Origin of the sequence: Desulfotruncus arcticus DSM 17038 (assembly GCF_900113335.1) — a bacterium.
GTDB lineage: Bacteria > Bacillota > Desulfotomaculia > Desulfotomaculales > Desulfallaceae > Desulfotruncus > Desulfotruncus arcticus.
On the sequence record NZ_FOOX01000003.1, the window covers coordinates 139,210 to 157,216 of the forward strand.

Here is an 18,007-nt window from a genome sequence, read left to right on the forward strand (position 1 = left end):
ATTCTTTACCCCAAAAGAGGGGAGGGTTTTGCTACTGACTATTAAGAAAGCTGGTTATGGGGATAGTTGCTGAGGATCTACTGAACAAGGTGTAGGTCAACACCTTAAAGAGAATAAGGAAAATTGTTTAGTGTGTGGCAATCAATTGGATTATCTTAAAATGGGTCAAGAGTTTATATGTATGTATTGCGGCCAAAAGGAAACCGGTTATGTTTATTGCTCAAATAATCATTATATATGTGATAATTGCCATGGGAAAAGCTCTTATGAAATTATCTTGCGACTGACACTTTCTGTTAAATGTAGCAATCCAATTGATATAGCTGAAGCAATGATTAAATTAGCACATCTTCCCATGCTGGGTTGCGAGCATGCTTTGGTTGCTGCCGGCTCCTTTTTAGCTGCTGTAAAAAATCATGGGACTATAAAGATAACTGATAACCAAATTATCGAAACCTTTAACCGAACTCAAAAACAAGCTGTCGGTGCTTATTGTGGTTTAACCGGTATTTGTGGTGTGGCTGTGGCAATCGGTGCATCTTTTAGTGTAATTCTTGGAGCAGCTTGTCCCAAAGATAAAGAAACTGCTATTACTATGCATGTTGTTTCCCGAATTATAAGCGCATTAGCCAATCAAACCGGACCATGCTGCTGTAAAAACTTTATACGCACAGCGTTAATTTTAAGTTGCCAACTAACTAAAGAGTACTTTGATATGCAGCTTCCTTGCACGAAAGAGATTAAATGTCAGGATGCCCACCGGCACCCGCATGGTTGCCGGAAGGAGAAATGTATATATTATTTAAACATGTAAAGCGGGATCATAACTACCTGATAGAAAATTTTCTAATTATGGTTAAAGGACCCTTGGCAGCCTTTGACCTCCTGATAACATAACTCTTTTGCATTGTTTGTAAGTTTTTTGTGGTAGAAAGGTTTAACCTTTCGTAGCGCATGGCGGATGGGGTTGGTGTCTAACTACCGGCCCCATTGCCAGACTATTTTTATTATTTTAAAAATATAAAAATATTATGTAAACAATTGGAATGGGGAATGTGGGTATGCCAATTAGGAAGATTAAAATTATAGTGTTGATTTACATACTTTTGTTACCTTTTGTTTCTCCCAATACGGCGTATGCTATGCATATTATGGAAGGGTTTTTACCACCTTTCTGGTGCGGATTTTGGTACTTATTTACTCTCCCTTTTTTTGCATGGGGTCTGATTTCGATCAATAGAATTGTTAGTTTGAATCCAAAACTAAAAATGCTTTTGGCTTTTGTCGGGGCATTTGCCTTTGCTCTTTCCGCCCTGAAGATACCATCAGTGACTGGGAGCTGTTCCCACCCGACGGGAGTGGGTTTGGGAACGATTTTATTCGGTCCCGTTGTTATGGCTGTATTGGGTAGCATTGTTCTTTTATTTCAAGCGCTTTTACTGGCCCACGGAGGGTTGACCACTTTAGGTGCTAATGCTTTTTCAATGGCCGTTATTGGCCCGCTGGTGGTATGCGGCGTCTATAAAATAAGCAAGCAGGTAGGGGTTCCGCTGGGGTTAGCCGTTTTTCTGGGTGCTGCGCTGGGTGATTTGGCGACATACATCATGACGTCATTGCAACTGGCTTGGGCTTTTCCGGATGCAGCAGGGGGTTTTATGGTAGCTTGGGGGAAATTTGCTTCCATTTTTGCCTTTACACAAATCCCATTGGCTATAAGTGAAGGAATTTTAACTATATTGGTTTTTAATTTGCTGTGTACTTACAGTAAAGATGAACTGATAGAACTATCCATATTACCGCAGGAAGGTGCCATAAGCAAATGAAAACAATTGTTAATAAAAATATGCTGTTGTTATTTGTAGTGGTGGCACTGGTGGTGTTTCCACTGGTATATCAAAATAATGCTGAATTCGAGGGGGCCGATGGAAAAGCTGAAGAAGCCATTACTGATATCCAGCCTGAATATGAGCCGTGGTTTAATTCTATTTGGGAGCCCCCGAGCGGGGAAATAGAGAGTCTTCTTTTTGTATTGCAAGGGGCATTGGGGGCAGGTGTTGTTTGTTATTATCTGGGCTATCTAAAAGGTAGAAAAAAGGTGGATCAGGATTAATTATGTTATTAATGGATTATTATGCATATAATAACAAACTTTCCTATGTTCATCCCGGTGAAAAATTTATCTTTTTTGCCGGAACCCTGACGGTATGTTTTGCTTTAAACACTGCCATTACTTGCTTGGCCATAACCCTTTTGATGTCCCTGGCGGTGGTCGTATTATCTGGTGTGCCTTGGCGGTTTTATTTAAAACTTATGCTGATACCGGGGTTGTTTTTAATTGTTGGTGTAATAACTGTTGCAATATCTATAATTCCTGAATCAGGTAATTTTATCTGGGCCACCCGTTTGGGCTATTACACCATTGGAGTAACAAATCAGAGTTTGGACAATGCGGTGGATCTTTTATTGCGTTCTCTGGGGGCTGTATCCTGTCTGTATTTTCTTTCTCTAACCACCCCCCTTACGGACATTGTTTTAATAATGAAAAGATTGCGGGTGCCTTTGTTGGTGGTAGAATTAATAACGCTCATTTACCGTTTTATTTTTATTCTTTTAGATATGGCCGGGAAAATATATATTGCCCAATCATCCAGGCTAGGTTATAAAACTGCACCTACCGGATTTAATTCCTTGAGCCGGTTGCTCTTGTCTATGTTTATTAAATCATACCGGCATTCACAGGCCATATATGATTCACTGGCTTCGCGGTGTTATAACGGGGATTTGCATTTTTTTACAGAACAACGCCACTGGTCTTGGCGAAACATTGGCTTAATTATCGTTATTGACGGTGCGCTTGTGGTTTGTTCCTTAAACGCGGGAGGTTTGGCATGACACAAAATATCATCGAAGTTCATAAGGTTCTATATACCTACTCTGATGGTACCAATGCGTTAAATGGTATAACTATGAAAATACAAGAGGGACAAAAAATTGCTGTACTTGGCGCCAACGGAGCCGGTAAATCTACTTTGTTTTTACATTTTAACGGTATCTTACGCCCCAAACGGGGACAAATTTTATTTCAAGGCAATGTAGTAGATTACAGGCACCGTTCTCTTTTGGAATTACGCAAGAATATAGGTATTGTTTTTCAAGATCCCGATAGCCAGCTGTTTTCTGCCAGTGTGCTGCAGGATGTGGCTTTTGGCCCGCTAAACCTGGGGTGGAGCAGGGAGATGGCCTTGGCCAAGTGTGAACAAGCCATGCAAGAAACTGAAATTGAGGATCTAAAAAATAAGCCCACTCATTTTTTAAGCTATGGCCAAAAAAAAAGAGTGGCAATTGCAGGTGTACTGGCCATGGAACCACAGGTCATCATCTTTGATGAACCAATGGCGGGCCTGGACCCACAAATGACGCAGAAGATTATGAACCTACTGCAAAAGCTAAGCCAACAGGGAAAAACACTTATTATTTCTACTCACGATGTTGATTTGGCATACGGCTGGGCTGATTATATTTTTTTAATCAAAGACGGTACAATACTCAGCGAGGGCACACCCGGAGAAATATTTTTATCAAAGGAATTGTTGCATAGGTGTGGTTTACAAACCACGTGGATAATTGATATATACCGCGAACTTGTAACTTGTGGCTTACTTGCCGGTGATATACCGTTACCCAGGGATCAAGGCGCGTTGCTTAAATTAATAAAAAATGCATCTACAGGGCTTGTTAACGTTTAAATTAAAGTGGTGCAAAACTTTTTAAATGTTTCGGAGGTTGATTATTTAGGAGGGCTGGATGTGCATCAACAAGCTGGTCGCATTATTATTTATACTGGGAACGGTAAGGGAAAAACAACAGCAGCCCTGGGAGAAGGGCTAAGGTTTTGGGGTGAGGGTAAAAAGGTTTTAATTCTACAGTTCATTAAAGGTGTTAAAGTTTATGGCGAATTTATAGCAGCCGGTAAAATGGGAGCTGATTTTACTATAAAGCAGATGGGACTTGGTTTCGTTAGATTTGCCACGAAAGACACGATTGAGCAGCACCGCGCGGCAGCATGCCAGGCACTTCAAAAAGCAAAAGAACATATGATATCCGGTAACTATGACTTAATAATTTTAGATGAAATTTTATATTCCATAAAATTTGGGCTCATAGATAAATTAGAAGTTATTGAGTTAATTAAAATAAAACCGGAGAAGTTGGAAATAGTGTTGACAGGTCGGGATGCCCCGGAGGAATTAACCAATATGGCAGATATTGCTATTGAAGTACGGGAAGTTAAGCATCATTTGCGACAAGGGATTTTGGCGCAAAAAGGGATAGAATTTTAAGCATAAGGAAAAGCAGGAGGTGATTTAATAAATACATTACTATTATTGATCTATACTCTCAAATTTTAAAAAGGTGGTGAGTCCCGGTGGAAGATAAAATCGTCATTTATGGTAAATCAGGGTGCCCTTTTAGCCAGGCGGCCAAGGATTATTATGAGGGAAAAGGAATACCTTATATTTATTATGATGTCTTATCAAGCAAGTCATTGTTTAAGGAATTTCTTAAAATAGCACCGGAGAAGTCTGTCCCCATTATCGTGGAAGGCGACAAGGTCACAGTTGGTTTTCAAGGTGGCACTTGAGTTGTATAATTTATCGATAGTTAGTCGATAATTTTTAAGAAAATTCAAGAGAAATTAAGCAATAATAATGAAATACAGGAAAAAAACTTAATAAACAGATTTGTTATACTTTGATTTTTGACCGGTGTTTTAGCTACAATAAAGCTGTAGGAAAAGTTTCAAAATATTATGGATTTTTAGCTGCAAAATTTTAGTGTAAGAATAAAAAGAATTTACACGTTTACAATTGGTAAAATTTATATAGTTTAGGTTGCCCATGATAAATCAGGGCAGAAAAGGGAACCAGGTGCGAATCCTGGACGGTCCGGCCACTGTAATTGGGGAGGACATTCCATAGCCACTGGGCGGGTAATGCCTGGGAAGGCGGAATGAACTGATGAACCATGAGTCAGGAAACCTGCCTAAACGTCTCGCGCGGTTAGCCCTTCCTGTGAAAGGTGGTCTGCATTTAATTCAATTTAATTGGATTATTGTCGATCAAAATACCCGGCTTTCCGCGAAGCCGGGTTTATTTTTTAATCCCCGCGGTTGTAGCTTCTTTACCTATCCTTTTGAAAATGGTTTAAAATTAAAAGCTCGTTCTAGGTGTTTCGCGGGGATTATTTTTTTTAAAATGGGGTTTGGGCTGTGAGCACTAAGATGGAGATGTCTTATTTTAATAAACAAGTTGATATCGGGGGAATAAAATTTTACCTTGCCGGGTGCCATACGTTTATGGTCAGGTCATCCACGCCACTAAACGTGCTTAGTTCAGCTGTTATGGGAGGGGATCTCTACCAGGCCAGTTGTATTATAAATCACACCGTGGACGAAAAGTATGATGACAGAGACCCTGAACGGGACTTACGGGAGCTAGCCCGGGAATTATACCCGCAAGATGATGTGATCGGGCTGATGACGGCAATTTTTGTGGATAAAACAGAAATAAGCTATGCGGAAATAAACAAATTAAAAGTAGCGTCAATCAGCACCTCCGGGGTGGGCAACGGCTGTGCGGCCGGGTTACCCGCAGAAACATGCGGCTGGTCCGGCCCGGGGACAATTAACATTATCCTGATCATAGACGGAAATTTAACCGGGCCGGCCATGGTGAATGCAGTTATCACGGCTACCGAGGCCAAGGTTAGAGCGCTTATGGAGAAGGGAATTACCTTGCCCGGCGGCAAGGTGATGACGGGTACCAATACTGATGCCATTGTGGTGGCCTGCACCGGGCGGGGTGATAAACTGTCATATGCCGGTCCGGCTACCGAAGTTGGTTACCTCATCGGAAAAACTGTTTTTGATTCAGTATCACGCGGAATTGGGGAATATGTATTGTATCACCAAAGAGGAGGCAGTTTTAAAAGTGATTAAGAAAACATATCTGATTTTAATTTTCTGTTTATTGTTGGGAACATTATTTGGTTTTAGCGCTGCCGCGGCTGATGCGGCAACATTGGAAGATGCCCTGGATTCGGTTGTCGAATATTGCTACCAAAACAAGCCTGGCTTGGATAACTGGGAAGAGGTGGTGGGATTATCGGAAGCGGGGGAACTGGACAGGTTTGACTTGTCGGGCTGGTCGATAGAGCTTGATGAAAGCTCACGCCCTGTGGACTACGCTTCTGCGATATTGGGTTTGCTTGCTGCCGGTAAGGATCCCGGAAACTATATTGATCAGGATAATACGCCCAGAGATCTGGTACGGGAACTTTCTGAGATGCAGCAGCCGGGAGAAGGATTTTCAGGTTCCGTTAACAATACGATATTTTCCATTTTAGCTTTGGATAAAGCCAATGCTAGTTATAATGTTGCGGATGCTGTTAACTACTTGATCATTCAACAAAAAAGCGACGGAGGCTTTTCGCTCGATAATTCCGGTGATTCCGGTGATCCGGACGTTACCGGAGTAGCGCTGATGGCCCTGGCCAAGCATACTGACCTGGGAGGCGTGAACGAGTCAATTGACCGGGCACTTGATTATTTACGTGATGTTCAACTGACCTCCGGCGGATTTGCTTCTTACGGTAATGAAAACGCAGAAAGCATAGCTAAAGTGATTCAAGGTTTAGTGGCTTGTGGCGAGGATGTAACCAAATGGAATAATGGCGATAATAACGTAATCAATGCTTTGTTTAGCTTTTGGCTGTCGGATGGTTCCTTTTGTCACTTAATCGGTAAAGCGGGCAGTGAGATGGCGACGCGGCAAGCTTTGCTGGCTATAGCCGATCTGATGAATTGCCCGACTATAGATTATTCCAACTTTGTAGTCAACGGTAACTCGAGTGGGGGAAATGAGCCGGATAAGGCGCAAGTGAGCATAAGGGTGGAAGGCAACAACAGCACCCTCCGGGCAGGGAAAGTGTCTATTGAGGGAACCGCTCTGGATGCTCTAAAAGAATTGGTCGGGGAGAACAATATTAGTTACGATCAGTGGGGAATGGTTGCTGTTATTTTGGGCGAAAGCGGGAGAGAAAATGTAGCTAAAGATGTTAGTACCTCCTGGAAGTATTATGTGGTGCGCAATGGCGCCATAGCTGTTGATGCTTTTTCATCGGGACCCGGGGATTATAACGTGCAAGACGGTGATGAAATAGTATTTTACATTGGTGCCTATGATACGGTTACATGGTCTGATATAACTTGCTTTGCAGAGATAAAGTTACAGCCTGCGGCTCCCGTGGCCGGAGAAACGGTTAATATTACTATTCCTACCAAGAAATATGACTGGTCCCAGGGGTTGTTCGATTTTCAGGTGGATAATATCAGGTTAATTATCAATGGCCGGGAACAGATTATGGCCAGCGGGCAAAGTCTGGTGCAATACACTCCGGCGGCGGGAGAGCTTAAGATTCGCGCCGAGAAGTATGGACCAAATTATCCAGAGCTGGTGCCCGCTGAAGTTTCTTGTACCGTTAAGGAAAAAGGCAGCAGCGGTGATAATGGCGGGCCAGTTTCAGTCAGAGTCAAAGTGATCGGGAAAAATCAAAATACACTTTACAGCGGTACAGTGGAACTGGATGAAGATAAAACGGATATTTTTCATGCTCTGGTGGAAACGGGGCTTTCCTACAAGGCCAGGTATAGCAACACTTACGTTTATGAGATAGATGGTATAGCCGAAGATCTGTCCGGAACTGCCGGTTGGAAGTACAAAATAAACGGAGATATACCCGGCATACCGGCCATTGATTATCAAGTACAAGATGGGGATGAAATTATCTGGTACTGGGCGGTTAGCGTAGATGATCTCGGGAATGGTGAATCGCTTACGGGTGCTGACCTTATAATTGACATACCCGCGGAACGCCAGGAGGCTCTGCAGCAGGCTAGGGAAAAGGTGAAAGAGCAATTGAGGCGGCTCGTGGAAAATTGGTCCGAATTGGCTTATTCCAACAATGAGCTTTATCAGATTGTGGATCTGTTAGATGACCCAACTATTGTTATTGGTGCGGAAAACATCATGCCGGAACAAGAACGGCAGCAATGGGCTAAAATACTGCAGAACAATCAGGTAAATATTACCTGGAAGTTAAAGTTTGAAGAGGATGAGGAAGATGTAAGTGATGAGGCCGGTGAAGTATGCCTCACTGTAGAAAAAGGAGCTTGGCAGCTTAATGCTGCTATCGAGGTTGATGAAGAGAACGACGCTGATGTTCAGGCGCCTATAAATTACCGGTTTGCGTCTTCCGTGTTTAATTTCGGTCCGGAAGGAACCAGTTTTGCCAAACCGGTTGTTCTAAGGATTAAATTTACAGATCTCAGCGATCCTGAAAATACAATTGTGGCCTGGTACAACCCCCAAACCAAATGTTGGGTGCCGGTTCCGTCGGTGGTTGACGCAGCTAATGGAGAAATATCCGGATTAATTACTCATTTTACTAAATTTGCGGTATTCATCCGGGAAAAACAAATTGACTTTTTTACTGATATTGATTCCGATGCGTATGGGTGGGCTCAAAAAGAAATAGAGTATCTGGCTGTAAAAGGTATTGTTTCCGGTGATGAGAACAAATTTGATCCGGACAGGCCGGTTACCAGAGCGGAATTTGTCGCCATGCTGGTGAAAGCATTGGAATTGGATGATAGTGCTGATTATGTGCTGAATTTCTCAGACATTGAGGAGAATAGCTGGTATGCGAGGCCGGTTAAAGCTGCCGTTAAGGAAGGAATCATCAAGGGAGTTAGTGACAGAGCTTTCCATCCCGCAGACACCGTCAGCCGGGAACAAATTGCGGCCATTTTGGTCCGGGCTTTGAATTTGCAAGCGGCCGGCCATGAGCCGGAGTTTAAAGATCAGGAAAAAATTTCACCCTGGGCGCGGGAAGCTGTTCAAGCGGCAGTGGAAAAACAGTTGGTCAGCGGATATCCCGACGGCACATTTAGGCCGGAACTTCCCTCCAACCGCGCGCAGATTGCGGTGATAATTTACCGTTTGCTTAAATTAAGGTAATATTTCCTGCTGCTGCCCGGCGGGCAGCAGCAGGTGTTCATAGGTTTAGAGGAGGCTGAATATGAAACGGCTGTTTCTGGTAATGCTGCTGTTGACTGCCCTGGCCTGCGCCGGCTGTGGCAGCGATGCTTTGGATAAAAACAACGGTGAGGAAAATTCACCCCACCAAAATGCGGCTGTTAATGAAGACACTGGTTTACAAAATGTCATTGAAACGGAAAACCCGGCTGAAAATGGCCGTCAGCCGGTAAAATCGGCTGAAGAGACGGCGCAGAAGCCGGGTGGGCACCAGACCCCCCCAAAAGAAAACAGTACCTCCCGGCAGGAACCTGAGGGTGCTGAGGCGACGTTTATTCCAAACGAACCATCATCCGGCCCTATAGTCAGCCTCTGGGTAACCAGTGATTTCGCCGGGGAGGAAATATTTGCCCGGGAGGTTCCCCGGGCATCGGGTGAATCGGTGATGAGTATTTTACAGGATAATTTGCAAGTAAAAACCCAATATGGCGGAGGATTTGTGGAATCTATCAATGGCCTGGCTTCAGGCTATACGGGAGCCGATAAAAAGAAAAAGGACTGGTTTTATTATATGAACGGGATCATTACAGCGGTGGGAGCAATGGATTACCGGCCTGTTTCCGGAGAGATTATTTGGTGGGATTACCATGATTGGGGTTCTACCGTATTTACCCCGGCCGTGATCGGCGCCTTTCCGGAGCCCTTTCGCAGCGGTTATCGCGGTGTTAATCCAGGAACGATGGTGTTGGCTACATCGGGATGTGAAAGCCTGGGCCAACAATTAGCACTATATTTGCGCAACCTGGGGGCTAAAGATATTGAAGTAAACCCATACGATGAGGATTTGCTGGCTGAAAATAAAAAAATTACCCTGGTTGTGGGCCTGTGGCACGAATTGGAAAAAAGCCCGTACTGGCAAGGAATGCAAAAGCAGCGCCACAAAACTGGTTTGTTTGTAGAGCTTGCTTCGGACTATTTTGCTGCCCTGAGTACAAATGGAACAATATCACGGCGATTTAATGAAAATGTTGGGGCTATAATAGCCACGGGCACAGGCATGGGTGATTCTTCCCCTGTATGGTTGGTTACCGGTCTGGATCAAAACGGGTTGGAGAGCGCGGTAAAGATTCTAACTGAAAACACCGGTGCGGTGAAACAACATTTTGGCGCTCTTGTGGTGGATGGCCAAGTTATAGCGGTTCCGGCCAATTAGGTTACCGCTGTTTTTATGCAATTTAGGTGCAGTTTAATCTATCTATGAAGGTGAAACAATCATGTACTTTTACCAGGACCCCAAATTGTTCCTGCAAACCCTGCATCCTGTTGCTTTAATTGCCTATTTCAGCGTGGTGATGTTTTTAACTTTGGCTTGCAATCACCCTGTTTTATTACTGGCTTTTTATCTTATTTTGTTAATAAAAGTAAAACTGCTGGCAGGGTTTTCTGAGTATAAAAAATATATTCTATTTTTTACCATCATGGTATTGTTGATTATTTTGATCAACCCGCTGTTTAACAAACTGGGGAATACTGTGCTTTGGAGCGGTCCGGCCATACCCGTGGTGGGATGTGTTACTTTTACTTTGGAAGCGCTTTTGTACGGGATTGATATGGGGTTCCGGCTTATAGTCATAATAACAACGTTTTTTTTATATAACCGGGCTATGAATCCCGACCGGGCGTTTTCCTTTTTTGCCCGGTTGGCGCCGGGTTCGGTAATGCTGATGACCCTGACAACCAGAATGATTCCTTATTTGGTCTTACAGTTGAAAAATATTAAGGAAGTGCAGCAAACCCGTGGAGTAAAATTTGATCACCGTAATTTAAAGGAAAAGATAGCAAGTTATTATCCATTAATCAAAGTGCTGCTGATGTCATCTTTGGAAAATGCCTTTAACATCGCCGAGGCTATACAAAGCCGGGCATACGGCAGCGGAAGACGCAGTTATTATACCAGGGAAAAAATAAAGCTTCGGGATATTATCGTACTGTTGGCCAGTGGTGCTGCGGCATTGACCGGTGTGGTGTTAATGGTTAAGCAATGGGCGTGTTTTGAGTTTTATCCCGGTTTAGGCGCTCTTTGGGGGATGCCGGAGCAAATGATTGTAATGGTTTTTTTAATTGTTTTCCTGTCATTGCCGTTGCTGTTAAATTGGGGGTGGGTGTATTGGCCTTACTTGAAGTGGAGAATCTAACCTACTACTATGGGGGAGTAAACAAACCGGCTTTATGCAGGGTTAATCTGGAAATCAATGAAGGTGAATTTGTATTATTGGTCGGAGGGTCGGGATGTGGTAAATCTACCTTGCTCAGAGCCCTGTCCGGGCTGGTGCCGGACTTCTACGGCGGTAGGATATCCGGCAGAGTGTGCTGTCAGGGAAAAAATGTTAGGGATTGGGACAAAAAAAAGCTGGCCGGGGAAATAGGTTTTATTTTTCAGGACCCTGAACAGCAGTTGGTGATGACAAATGTTGAAAGAGAAATAGCGTTTGGTCTGGAAAATATCGGAATAGGCCTGGCGGAAATGAAACGCCGGGTAGCTGAAGTAATGGATTTTTTAAATGTTGCTTCTTTGAAAAAAATGTCTACTTATGATCTTTCCGGCGGCCAGAAACAAACAGTGGTACTGGCTTCGATACTGGCAATGCAGCCTAAAGTGCTGCTTTTAGATGAGCCTACTTCCCAACTGGACCCGGTGGCCGCGGAGGAATTGCTTACCAATATCAGGAGAATGAATGAGGATCTGGGCCTTACTGTGGTACTGGTGGAACAACGACTGGAAAGATGTTTTCACCTGGCCCAAAGGGTGTTGATTATGGAAGAGGGACGGTTGATTAATAATTCCAGTCCCCAGGAAGCTGTATGGTTTGGCTTGCAAAGAAAAAGCCCTTTTTTACCTCCGTTGCCGCGATTTTTTGCCTGTGCGAAAAGTACTGTTATACCTCTTACCGTTAGTGAAGGCAGGCAGAAACTGCGTTCCATGTGGTCTGGCATGCGGAGCGCCGGTTCTCTGTCAGGGGGTGATACGGAGGTACATAGAAAATTGGTTCATGAACCGGATAAATTATTGGCGATTAGCAATATTTCTTTTTCTTATCCCGGAGCCTGGGAACCTGCTTTAAAAGACATTTCTTTGCAGGTGCGGGCGGGGGAATTTTTAGCTTTGATTGGAGAAAACGGGGGTGGAAAAAGCACTTTACTAAAAAATATTTGCGGTTTACTGCGTCCTCAGAAGGGTAAAATTGTCCTTCACGGTAAAAACATCAGTAAAACGAGGGTTGATGAGTTGGCAGGCACTGTAGGCTACCTGTCCCAAAATCCCAATGATTATTTGTTTCATGATACGGTTTATCAAGAAGTGGCTTTTGGATTATCAGTAAGAGGTATTAAATCCGGGGATCTGCTGGAAAAAACTTTGCAAAAGTTGGCGTTAGCCCATGTTAAAGATGCCAATCCCAGGGATTTGAGCGGGGGGGAGCGTCAGCGGGTAGCCCTGGCGTCGGTGCTGGTGTTGAAGCCCCAACTGCTATTGCTTGATGAACCCACGCGAGGGTTGGACTCTTTGCTGAAGGAAAAATTGGGATTGATTTTGCTGGATTTGCTGGCGGATGGTGTAGCTATCATTATGGTGACGCATGATATTGAATTCGTGTCGGAATATGCTCACCGTGTGTTATTAATGTTTGACGGAGAAATAGTTGCCGACGGTAAGAAACGGCAGGTTATGAATAATTCTTTATACTACGCTTCACAGATAAATAAATTGTTCCGGGGATTTTATGATGGAGTTATTACCTTGCAGGATGCTTTAGACCTAATTAAATGGTGTAGCTATGAAGTGGGGTAAAATTATTTTTATTATTTATGTAATTAGTTTTTTAATATTGATAGCTCTGCAAGTTCAAGCCCACCCGGACTGGAATTTGAATTGGTCCCTGATTGCTTTAGGCTTGGCATTACTAAGCATTTTTGGTTTTTTAGGATATTGGGAAAATAAAAGGCATTCCACAAAGGAAATAGCTTTGCTGGCTACATTGTCAGCCATTGCTGCTTTGGGCAGAGTGCCCTTTGCTGTCATACCCAATGTCCAGCCAACTACTTTTTTAGTAATCATATCCGGTTACGTATTTGGCCCGGGGGCGGGATTTGCGGTAGGCGCGCTGGCTGCTTTAACGTCCAGTTTCTTTTTGGGGCTGGGACCATGGACTCCGTGGCAGATGGTGGCCTGGGGCCTGGCCGGGTTAACGGCTGGTTTATGGCGGCATTTTGGGAAAAATCTTTCTCGCCTGCTGCTGCTGATTTTCGCCGTGCTTTGGGGCTATTTTTATGGCCTGATCATGAATACATGGCACTGGCTTACATTTATATATCCATTAACTTGGCAAACTTTTACCGCTACATATGCTGCCGCTATCTGGTTTGATACTTTGCATGGAGTAGGCAACGGAGTATTTATGTGGTTTATGGGCCGGGAATTAATCAGGGTCATGGAGCGCTTTAAAAACAGATTGCAGGTGGAATACCTCAAAGTTGATGAATTAAAGGAGGAGTCGATATGAGGAAGACTAAAAAAAGCATTTTATCAATAACATTGTTAATCGTAGCCATGGCATTGACTGTTTTACCGTCCGCAGCGCCGGGCAGTACGGGTCGGGAGAGCCTGGAATTGCCAAAAACCATAACCAAGACGGCCCAATTTTTAGAAAAAGAGATGCTGGCGTCTGATTATGAAGGAATTATGGAATGGGGTATGATTGGGCTTTATGGTGCCGGTAAAGATGTTGGTTCATTTGCCAAAATAAGGGAAGCGCAAATTGCCAGGGGCGAAATGATCTCAGAATTTAAAAATACCGATTACCAGCGCAGTATTTTAGGGGCGCTGGCAGCAGGTAAAAGTCCTAATGCTTATGGGAATAAAAAACTGCTGGAAAGTGAAATAGCCTCTCAACAAGCTAATGGTAAATTTGCCGATTCGCTGTCCGGTGAAGGTGCTAGAATGGTTAACGCACATATCTGGGGGGTTATTTCCTTATATGCGGCAGGGCAGGAAATACCTAATAGCGAAAAAGCATTACAATGGTTGGTGGAACATCAGAACGCTGACGGCGGATTTAGCATTGACACTGAAATAAAAGAATCAGATATTGATATGACAGCTATGGCTATTATTGCCATGGCCTGTCTTGGGCAGGACGCTGCCTGCGATCCGGTGCAAAAAGCCCTTGCTTATTTAAGACAACAACAAAACGATGACGGGTCATTTGGCGCCTGGGGTATTCCCACGGCGGAATCATGCGCTCAAGTAATCCAAGCACTGACCATGCTGGGTATAGATCCAACCGGAGACGCATGGGTCAAAAATGGCGGCAACCCGTTAACTGGATTATTGCAGTTCCGGTTGGATAATGGGGCTTTTTCCCACGGACCTGAGAAAATTCCTAATGTTATGGCTACCTCCCAGGCTTTAGTAGCTTTAGTAGATTATTATACCGGTCAGTCAATATACCAAAAACTGCGCGACGGCCAAGAACCAGTTAAACTCTAAAAGCAGGTGGTTCGGAAATCCAATTTTTAAGCTTACCGTATTCAATAATTTTATCATAAATGCCAATTTCTTCTAATAAAAATTCTCTAAATACTTCTCTTAATTTTGGTGAGGGAGCTTGTATAAAAGCATTGATATGAATACTTAAAAATGACTGTATACCGGAAAATATTCGTAAAAAGATATATTTGTCTGTTACAACTTCTGGTTTGACGGCGTCGGCAACTACGGCACGATGTCTATTCGCTGTAGGTATAGCGTAATCTTTCATCCATTGCTCAAGCATGTTGATTTGTTTATTAAGCCTTTTAATTCCTAATTGCAAAACGGCTTTTAAATCGGCATCTTCGACATAGTTTAATAAAATTTGTGTTTCTTCCATGACATCGTATCTATAAGCTAGTTCAAGCCATAGATTGCTCACTTCAAGTACATTTATTTCCCTTTGCAAAAGCTGTGGCGCTTTACCAGTGTCGATAATGCTTTCTAGAAGCTGTAATATTTTCAAAATGATCACCTCAATAATTATTTTGCCAAAAAAAAAAGATCAATATGCTTTATACGTTTTACAAAGAAATTAATTGAAATGTATAAGATGTATTTAAAAAATAATTATATTTTGCAGGATTATATAGAATTCTGTCGAAGTACTTACCTGAATGAAAATTTTCCGCTAATTTATTAATAGTTATATGTAATGCTGCAACCCTAAAACCAGGGTTGTTTTTTTTATAAAGAAGACTTGGTTCAGGTGAGGTTAAAACCCCACCTGAACCTTAGTCGCACTTATTTCGAGTTTATCGCCGCTTAACTCCCGCCTGTAAAGGCGGGAGTCTTAGCGGCGGTTAACGAGATAAAATTTTTTTATATACTAAAACGGCCGGTTTTAAACCGGCCTGTAAGTTTAAATGTGGCTTTTTTTACGATATAAAAAATACAAGCCTGAAATTCCGGTTATGATCAGCACTATACTAACCAATTGTGCCACCCGTAAGGGACCGAGCATCAAACTGTCGGTGCGCATTGCCTCAATCCAGAACCGCCCTGCAGAATACAGGATCAGGTACAGCAAGGCAATTTCCCCCTGAATTTTTTTCCGGGGCCAGCGCCACATTAGAAATAAAAACACTAAAAAGTTCCATATTGATTCATAAAGAAAAGTAGGGTGATAATAACTGCCGTTAATGTACATTTGGTTTTTAATAAAGGCGGGAAAATGGCTGATAAATTGTTCTGTTACCGGCCCCCCGTGAGCTTCCTGGTTGATAAAATTGCCCCATCTCCCGATGGCCTGTCCCAGGATTAAACTTGGTGCCAATATGTCTGCAATTTTCCACACAGGAAGTTTATACCGGCTAATGTAAAAAAGCCCTGCCAGCAACCCTCCGATAATGCCGCCATGAATGGCCAGTCCTCCGTGCCAGATGGCCAAAGCATCAATGGGATTGTTGCGGTAGTTATCCCAGGCAAAAATCACATAATACATTCGCGCTCCTATAATTGAAGCCGGAATGATTAGCGTAATCATGTTTAGTATATGGTTGGGGTCGATGTTGTTTCGCTCTGCCCTGCGGTAAGCCAGGTATATACCGATTATAAAAGCAGAGGCCATAATAATTCCGTACCACCTCACGGGTACCGGGCCAATATTAACGGCAATGGGATTAATCATGTGCATACCTCCGTAGTTTTATCTGATGTATTTTATCATACTGGAGGATAAAAATGCTATTCAACTGAAAAGACCATGCCCCTAATCTCATAAGTGTATAATTATAGCTTTTTTTGTCATACTGACTGAAGAAAGGAGGGATTATGGTGAAAGATAAAGACAAATTTAAAAAGAAAGGTAGCCCGACCAGTTTTAGCTACGAATTTGCAAAGCCACTGACTAAAGAGATTAACCCTAATGTTAAACCAAATAAACAGCCTGAAAGAAGCGAATAAACGTTAAACTATAAAGTTCACCCATGAGGGTGAACTTTTTTACATACCGGAAAGGGTTGTCACCGGACCTTGAATTTCCCCGCCGCCAATTTTTCCAGGTCAGCCAGATTTTCCGCCGGCCCGCACACAATAAGTAGGTCCTGGGGCAGTAGCATTTCATCGGGACACGGGTTAACCAGTGTTTCTTTAATTCTCCCAACTTCAGGTTTATTTCTCTTGTTTCAACCAGTGTTTGAAAGCTCTTCGGGACACGTGTGCCGATTTTTCTTTAATCCTATTGGCACCGGTGTCCAGTGTTGCACCGGCCCTTGCCAAATAGGGTTGTACTTTTTCAATCGGTACCCGGCCGGTAATTCGTTGTCTTAATTTTTCCAGCTCATCGGGACCTGCATTAATGGCTACAAAGGCTGCTCCCGCCACTAAAACCAGCATGATGATAAATGCAGTAGTTTTTAACGGTGCCCGGTTTGATTCCGGGGGGTGAGCCGGTTGGCCGGGTTGATTCATCAGTCCCATCATTTCGGGCACAATGCCGGCAAACAGAGCTATACCATCTTCAGCGGTTGACTTATAGTTAGTGTAAGTTCCGGCTTCGATCAGCAGGGCGGTGGGAAGCAGATCCTGGTTGTAATTTCCATGGGCAAGATAAATACTTTTTACCAGGCCCGGATACTTTTTGTTGGAGTAAGATAACAGCCGTTTGGCGAAATCCAAATTAGCGTGCATTTTAGGGTTTTGTCTGCCAACGATGAGCTGCAGTTGGCTGATTTTAATACCTTTAATATCTTCACGGTAAACATTAGGGTCATCCACTCCGTCACGGTGGATATCGAACATAGCTGCCGGGTTTTCTTTGAGCAGTTTAACAGCTGTCCGCCGGGAACGCATATACGCGTTTGCATCATGAGGGTCATGGGGTGTTTTATCAAGCTTGGTATTAACATTGTTAGCTTCAAGCTTTTGATTAAACTTTTCCCCAACCTGGTAGATCCCGCCGTGGTAGGGAATAGAAGCTTTGCCATCAGATGGGAGATAAGATTCATCAGTATGGGTGTGGTAGATGGCAATAGGACGCCCGGACGGTTCCTGTGTGGCAACAGGAACCGCTTCAAGGTTGGCAAAATACTCGTTTAATCCAAGCAAGGTTTTATCCTTGCCCATTGAAACCGCCTGGTATATTGTACCTTTGTGATCCTTAATTCTGTAATGGCGCCCATCGGGGAAAAAAATTTCATCGTCCTGATAAGGCTGTCGTGAAGTAACCGTTAATAATTGATCACCAATCATCACTTTATAATTGCGACCCGGTATGTGGTCATTATCGGAGAAGTCTCCTGCCGTGCTAGAGGCCGGCCAAAACATCAGGGCAGCCAATATAAAAATAAAGAAGCGCATTTATTCGCCACCAGCCTTTTTTCCG

18 protein-coding genes, 1 pseudogene and 1 riboswitch are annotated in these 18,007 nt (G+C 43.4%); of the genes and pseudogenes, 16 read left to right on the top strand and 3 right to left on the bottom strand.

Features of this window, described 5'->3' with window-relative positions; all coding sequences use genetic code 11:
* Positions 1-73: 73 nt before the first annotated feature.
* The 15 genes and pseudogenes from BM056_RS05435 to BM056_RS05505 all read left to right on the top strand — a co-directional run.
* Positions 74-814, top strand: a pseudogene (locus BM056_RS05435) (DUF5714 domain-containing protein); the annotation flags it as partial.
* A gap of 247 nt (positions 815-1,061) precedes the next feature.
* Positions 1,062-1,823, top strand: coding sequence for an energy-coupling factor ABC transporter permease (locus BM056_RS05440; protein ID WP_092469504.1), 762 nt, complete (start codon positions 1,062-1,064; stop codon positions 1,821-1,823).
* Positions 1,820-2,110, top strand: a complete 291-nt coding sequence (locus BM056_RS05445; protein ID WP_092469506.1) for an energy-coupling factor ABC transporter substrate-binding protein — start codon at positions 1,820-1,822, stop codon at positions 2,108-2,110. The genes BM056_RS05440 and BM056_RS05445 overlap by 4 nt, the downstream gene beginning before the upstream one ends.
* A gap of 2 nt (positions 2,111-2,112) precedes the next feature.
* The gene (cbiQ, locus tag BM056_RS05450) at positions 2,113-2,892 is read left to right on the top strand and encodes a cobalt ECF transporter T component CbiQ (protein WP_092469508.1); all 780 of its coding nucleotides are present in this window, start codon (positions 2,113-2,115) and stop codon (positions 2,890-2,892) included.
* Positions 2,889-3,746 (top strand): energy-coupling factor ABC transporter ATP-binding protein, encoded by an 858-nt coding sequence (locus BM056_RS05455; RefSeq protein WP_092469510.1) that lies wholly within the window; start codon positions 2,889-2,891, stop codon positions 3,744-3,746. The genes cbiQ and BM056_RS05455 overlap by 4 nt, the downstream gene beginning before the upstream one ends.
* A 9-nt stretch (positions 3,747-3,755) precedes the next feature.
* Positions 3,756-4,340, top strand: coding sequence for a cob(I)yrinic acid a,c-diamide adenosyltransferase (gene cobO, locus BM056_RS05460; protein ID WP_238456323.1), 585 nt, complete (start codon positions 3,756-3,758; stop codon positions 4,338-4,340).
* An 86-nt stretch (positions 4,341-4,426) separates the two neighbouring features.
* Positions 4,427-4,642, top strand: coding sequence for a UXX-star selenoprotein family 1 (uxx1, locus tag BM056_RS05465; protein ID WP_092469514.1), 216 nt, complete (start codon positions 4,427-4,429; stop codon positions 4,640-4,642).
* A gap of 230 nt (positions 4,643-4,872) precedes the next feature.
* Positions 4,873-5,061: riboswitch (cobalamin riboswitch) on the top strand.
* A complete protein-coding gene (locus BM056_RS26085; RefSeq protein WP_165613392.1) occupies positions 5,019-5,273 on the top strand; it encodes a hypothetical protein in 255 nt (84 codons plus the stop codon). It overlaps the preceding riboswitch by 43 nt.
* Complete coding sequence (locus tag BM056_RS05475) at positions 5,270-5,998, top strand: adenosylcobinamide amidohydrolase (RefSeq protein ID WP_238456324.1); 729 nt, start codon at positions 5,270-5,272, stop codon at positions 5,996-5,998. The genes BM056_RS26085 and BM056_RS05475 overlap by 4 nt, the downstream gene beginning before the upstream one ends.
* Positions 5,991-9,077, top strand: a complete 3,087-nt coding sequence (locus BM056_RS05480; RefSeq protein ID WP_165613393.1) for an S-layer homology domain-containing protein — start codon at positions 5,991-5,993, stop codon at positions 9,075-9,077. The genes BM056_RS05475 and BM056_RS05480 overlap by 8 nt, the downstream gene beginning before the upstream one ends.
* Positions 9,078-9,138: 61 nt before the next feature.
* A complete protein-coding gene (locus BM056_RS05485; RefSeq protein ID WP_092469520.1) occupies positions 9,139-10,308 on the top strand; it encodes a DUF4430 domain-containing protein in 1,170 nt (389 codons plus the stop codon).
* Positions 10,309-10,369: 61 nt separating this feature from the next.
* On the top strand, positions 10,370-11,290 hold the full coding sequence (locus BM056_RS05490; protein WP_092469522.1) for an energy-coupling factor transporter transmembrane component T: 921 nt from the start codon (positions 10,370-10,372) through the stop codon (positions 11,288-11,290).
* Entirely contained in the window at positions 11,263-12,942 is a 1,680-nt protein-coding gene (locus BM056_RS05495; protein WP_092469524.1) for an ABC transporter ATP-binding protein, read from the top strand. The genes BM056_RS05490 and BM056_RS05495 overlap by 28 nt, the downstream gene beginning before the upstream one ends.
* Positions 12,929-13,654 (top strand): ECF transporter S component, encoded by a 726-nt coding sequence (locus BM056_RS05500; protein ID WP_092469526.1) that lies wholly within the window; start codon positions 12,929-12,931, stop codon positions 13,652-13,654. The genes BM056_RS05495 and BM056_RS05500 overlap by 14 nt, the downstream gene beginning before the upstream one ends.
* The gene (locus BM056_RS05505) at positions 13,651-14,640 is read left to right on the top strand and encodes a prenyltransferase/squalene oxidase repeat-containing protein (RefSeq protein ID WP_092469528.1); all 990 of its coding nucleotides are present in this window, start codon (positions 13,651-13,653) and stop codon (positions 14,638-14,640) included. The genes BM056_RS05500 and BM056_RS05505 overlap by 4 nt, the downstream gene beginning before the upstream one ends.
* Here BM056_RS05505 and BM056_RS05510 read toward each other — a convergent pair.
* The gene (locus BM056_RS05510; RefSeq protein WP_165613394.1) at positions 14,630-15,148 is read right to left on the bottom strand and encodes a DUF3231 family protein; all 519 of its coding nucleotides are present in this window, start codon (positions 15,146-15,148) and stop codon (positions 14,630-14,632) included. The genes BM056_RS05505 and BM056_RS05510 overlap by 11 nt on opposite strands.
* Positions 15,149-15,544: 396 nt before the next feature.
* Positions 15,545-16,312, bottom strand: a complete 768-nt coding sequence (gene lgt / locus BM056_RS05515; RefSeq protein ID WP_092469532.1) for a prolipoprotein diacylglyceryl transferase — start codon at positions 16,310-16,312, stop codon at positions 15,545-15,547.
* Positions 16,313-16,458: 146 nt separating this feature from the next.
* Between lgt and BM056_RS27180 the strand changes: the two genes are divergently transcribed.
* Positions 16,459-16,587: a hypothetical protein gene (locus BM056_RS27180; RefSeq protein WP_274377522.1), complete on the top strand. Its 129-nt coding sequence runs from the start codon at positions 16,459-16,461 to the stop codon at positions 16,585-16,587.
* A 207-nt stretch (positions 16,588-16,794) separates the two neighbouring features.
* Here BM056_RS27180 and spoIIP read toward each other — a convergent pair whose 3' ends face one another.
* Positions 16,795-17,982, bottom strand: coding sequence for a stage II sporulation protein P (gene spoIIP / locus BM056_RS05520; RefSeq protein ID WP_092469535.1), 1,188 nt, complete (start codon positions 17,980-17,982; stop codon positions 16,795-16,797).
* Positions 17,983-18,007: the final 25 nt, after the last annotated feature.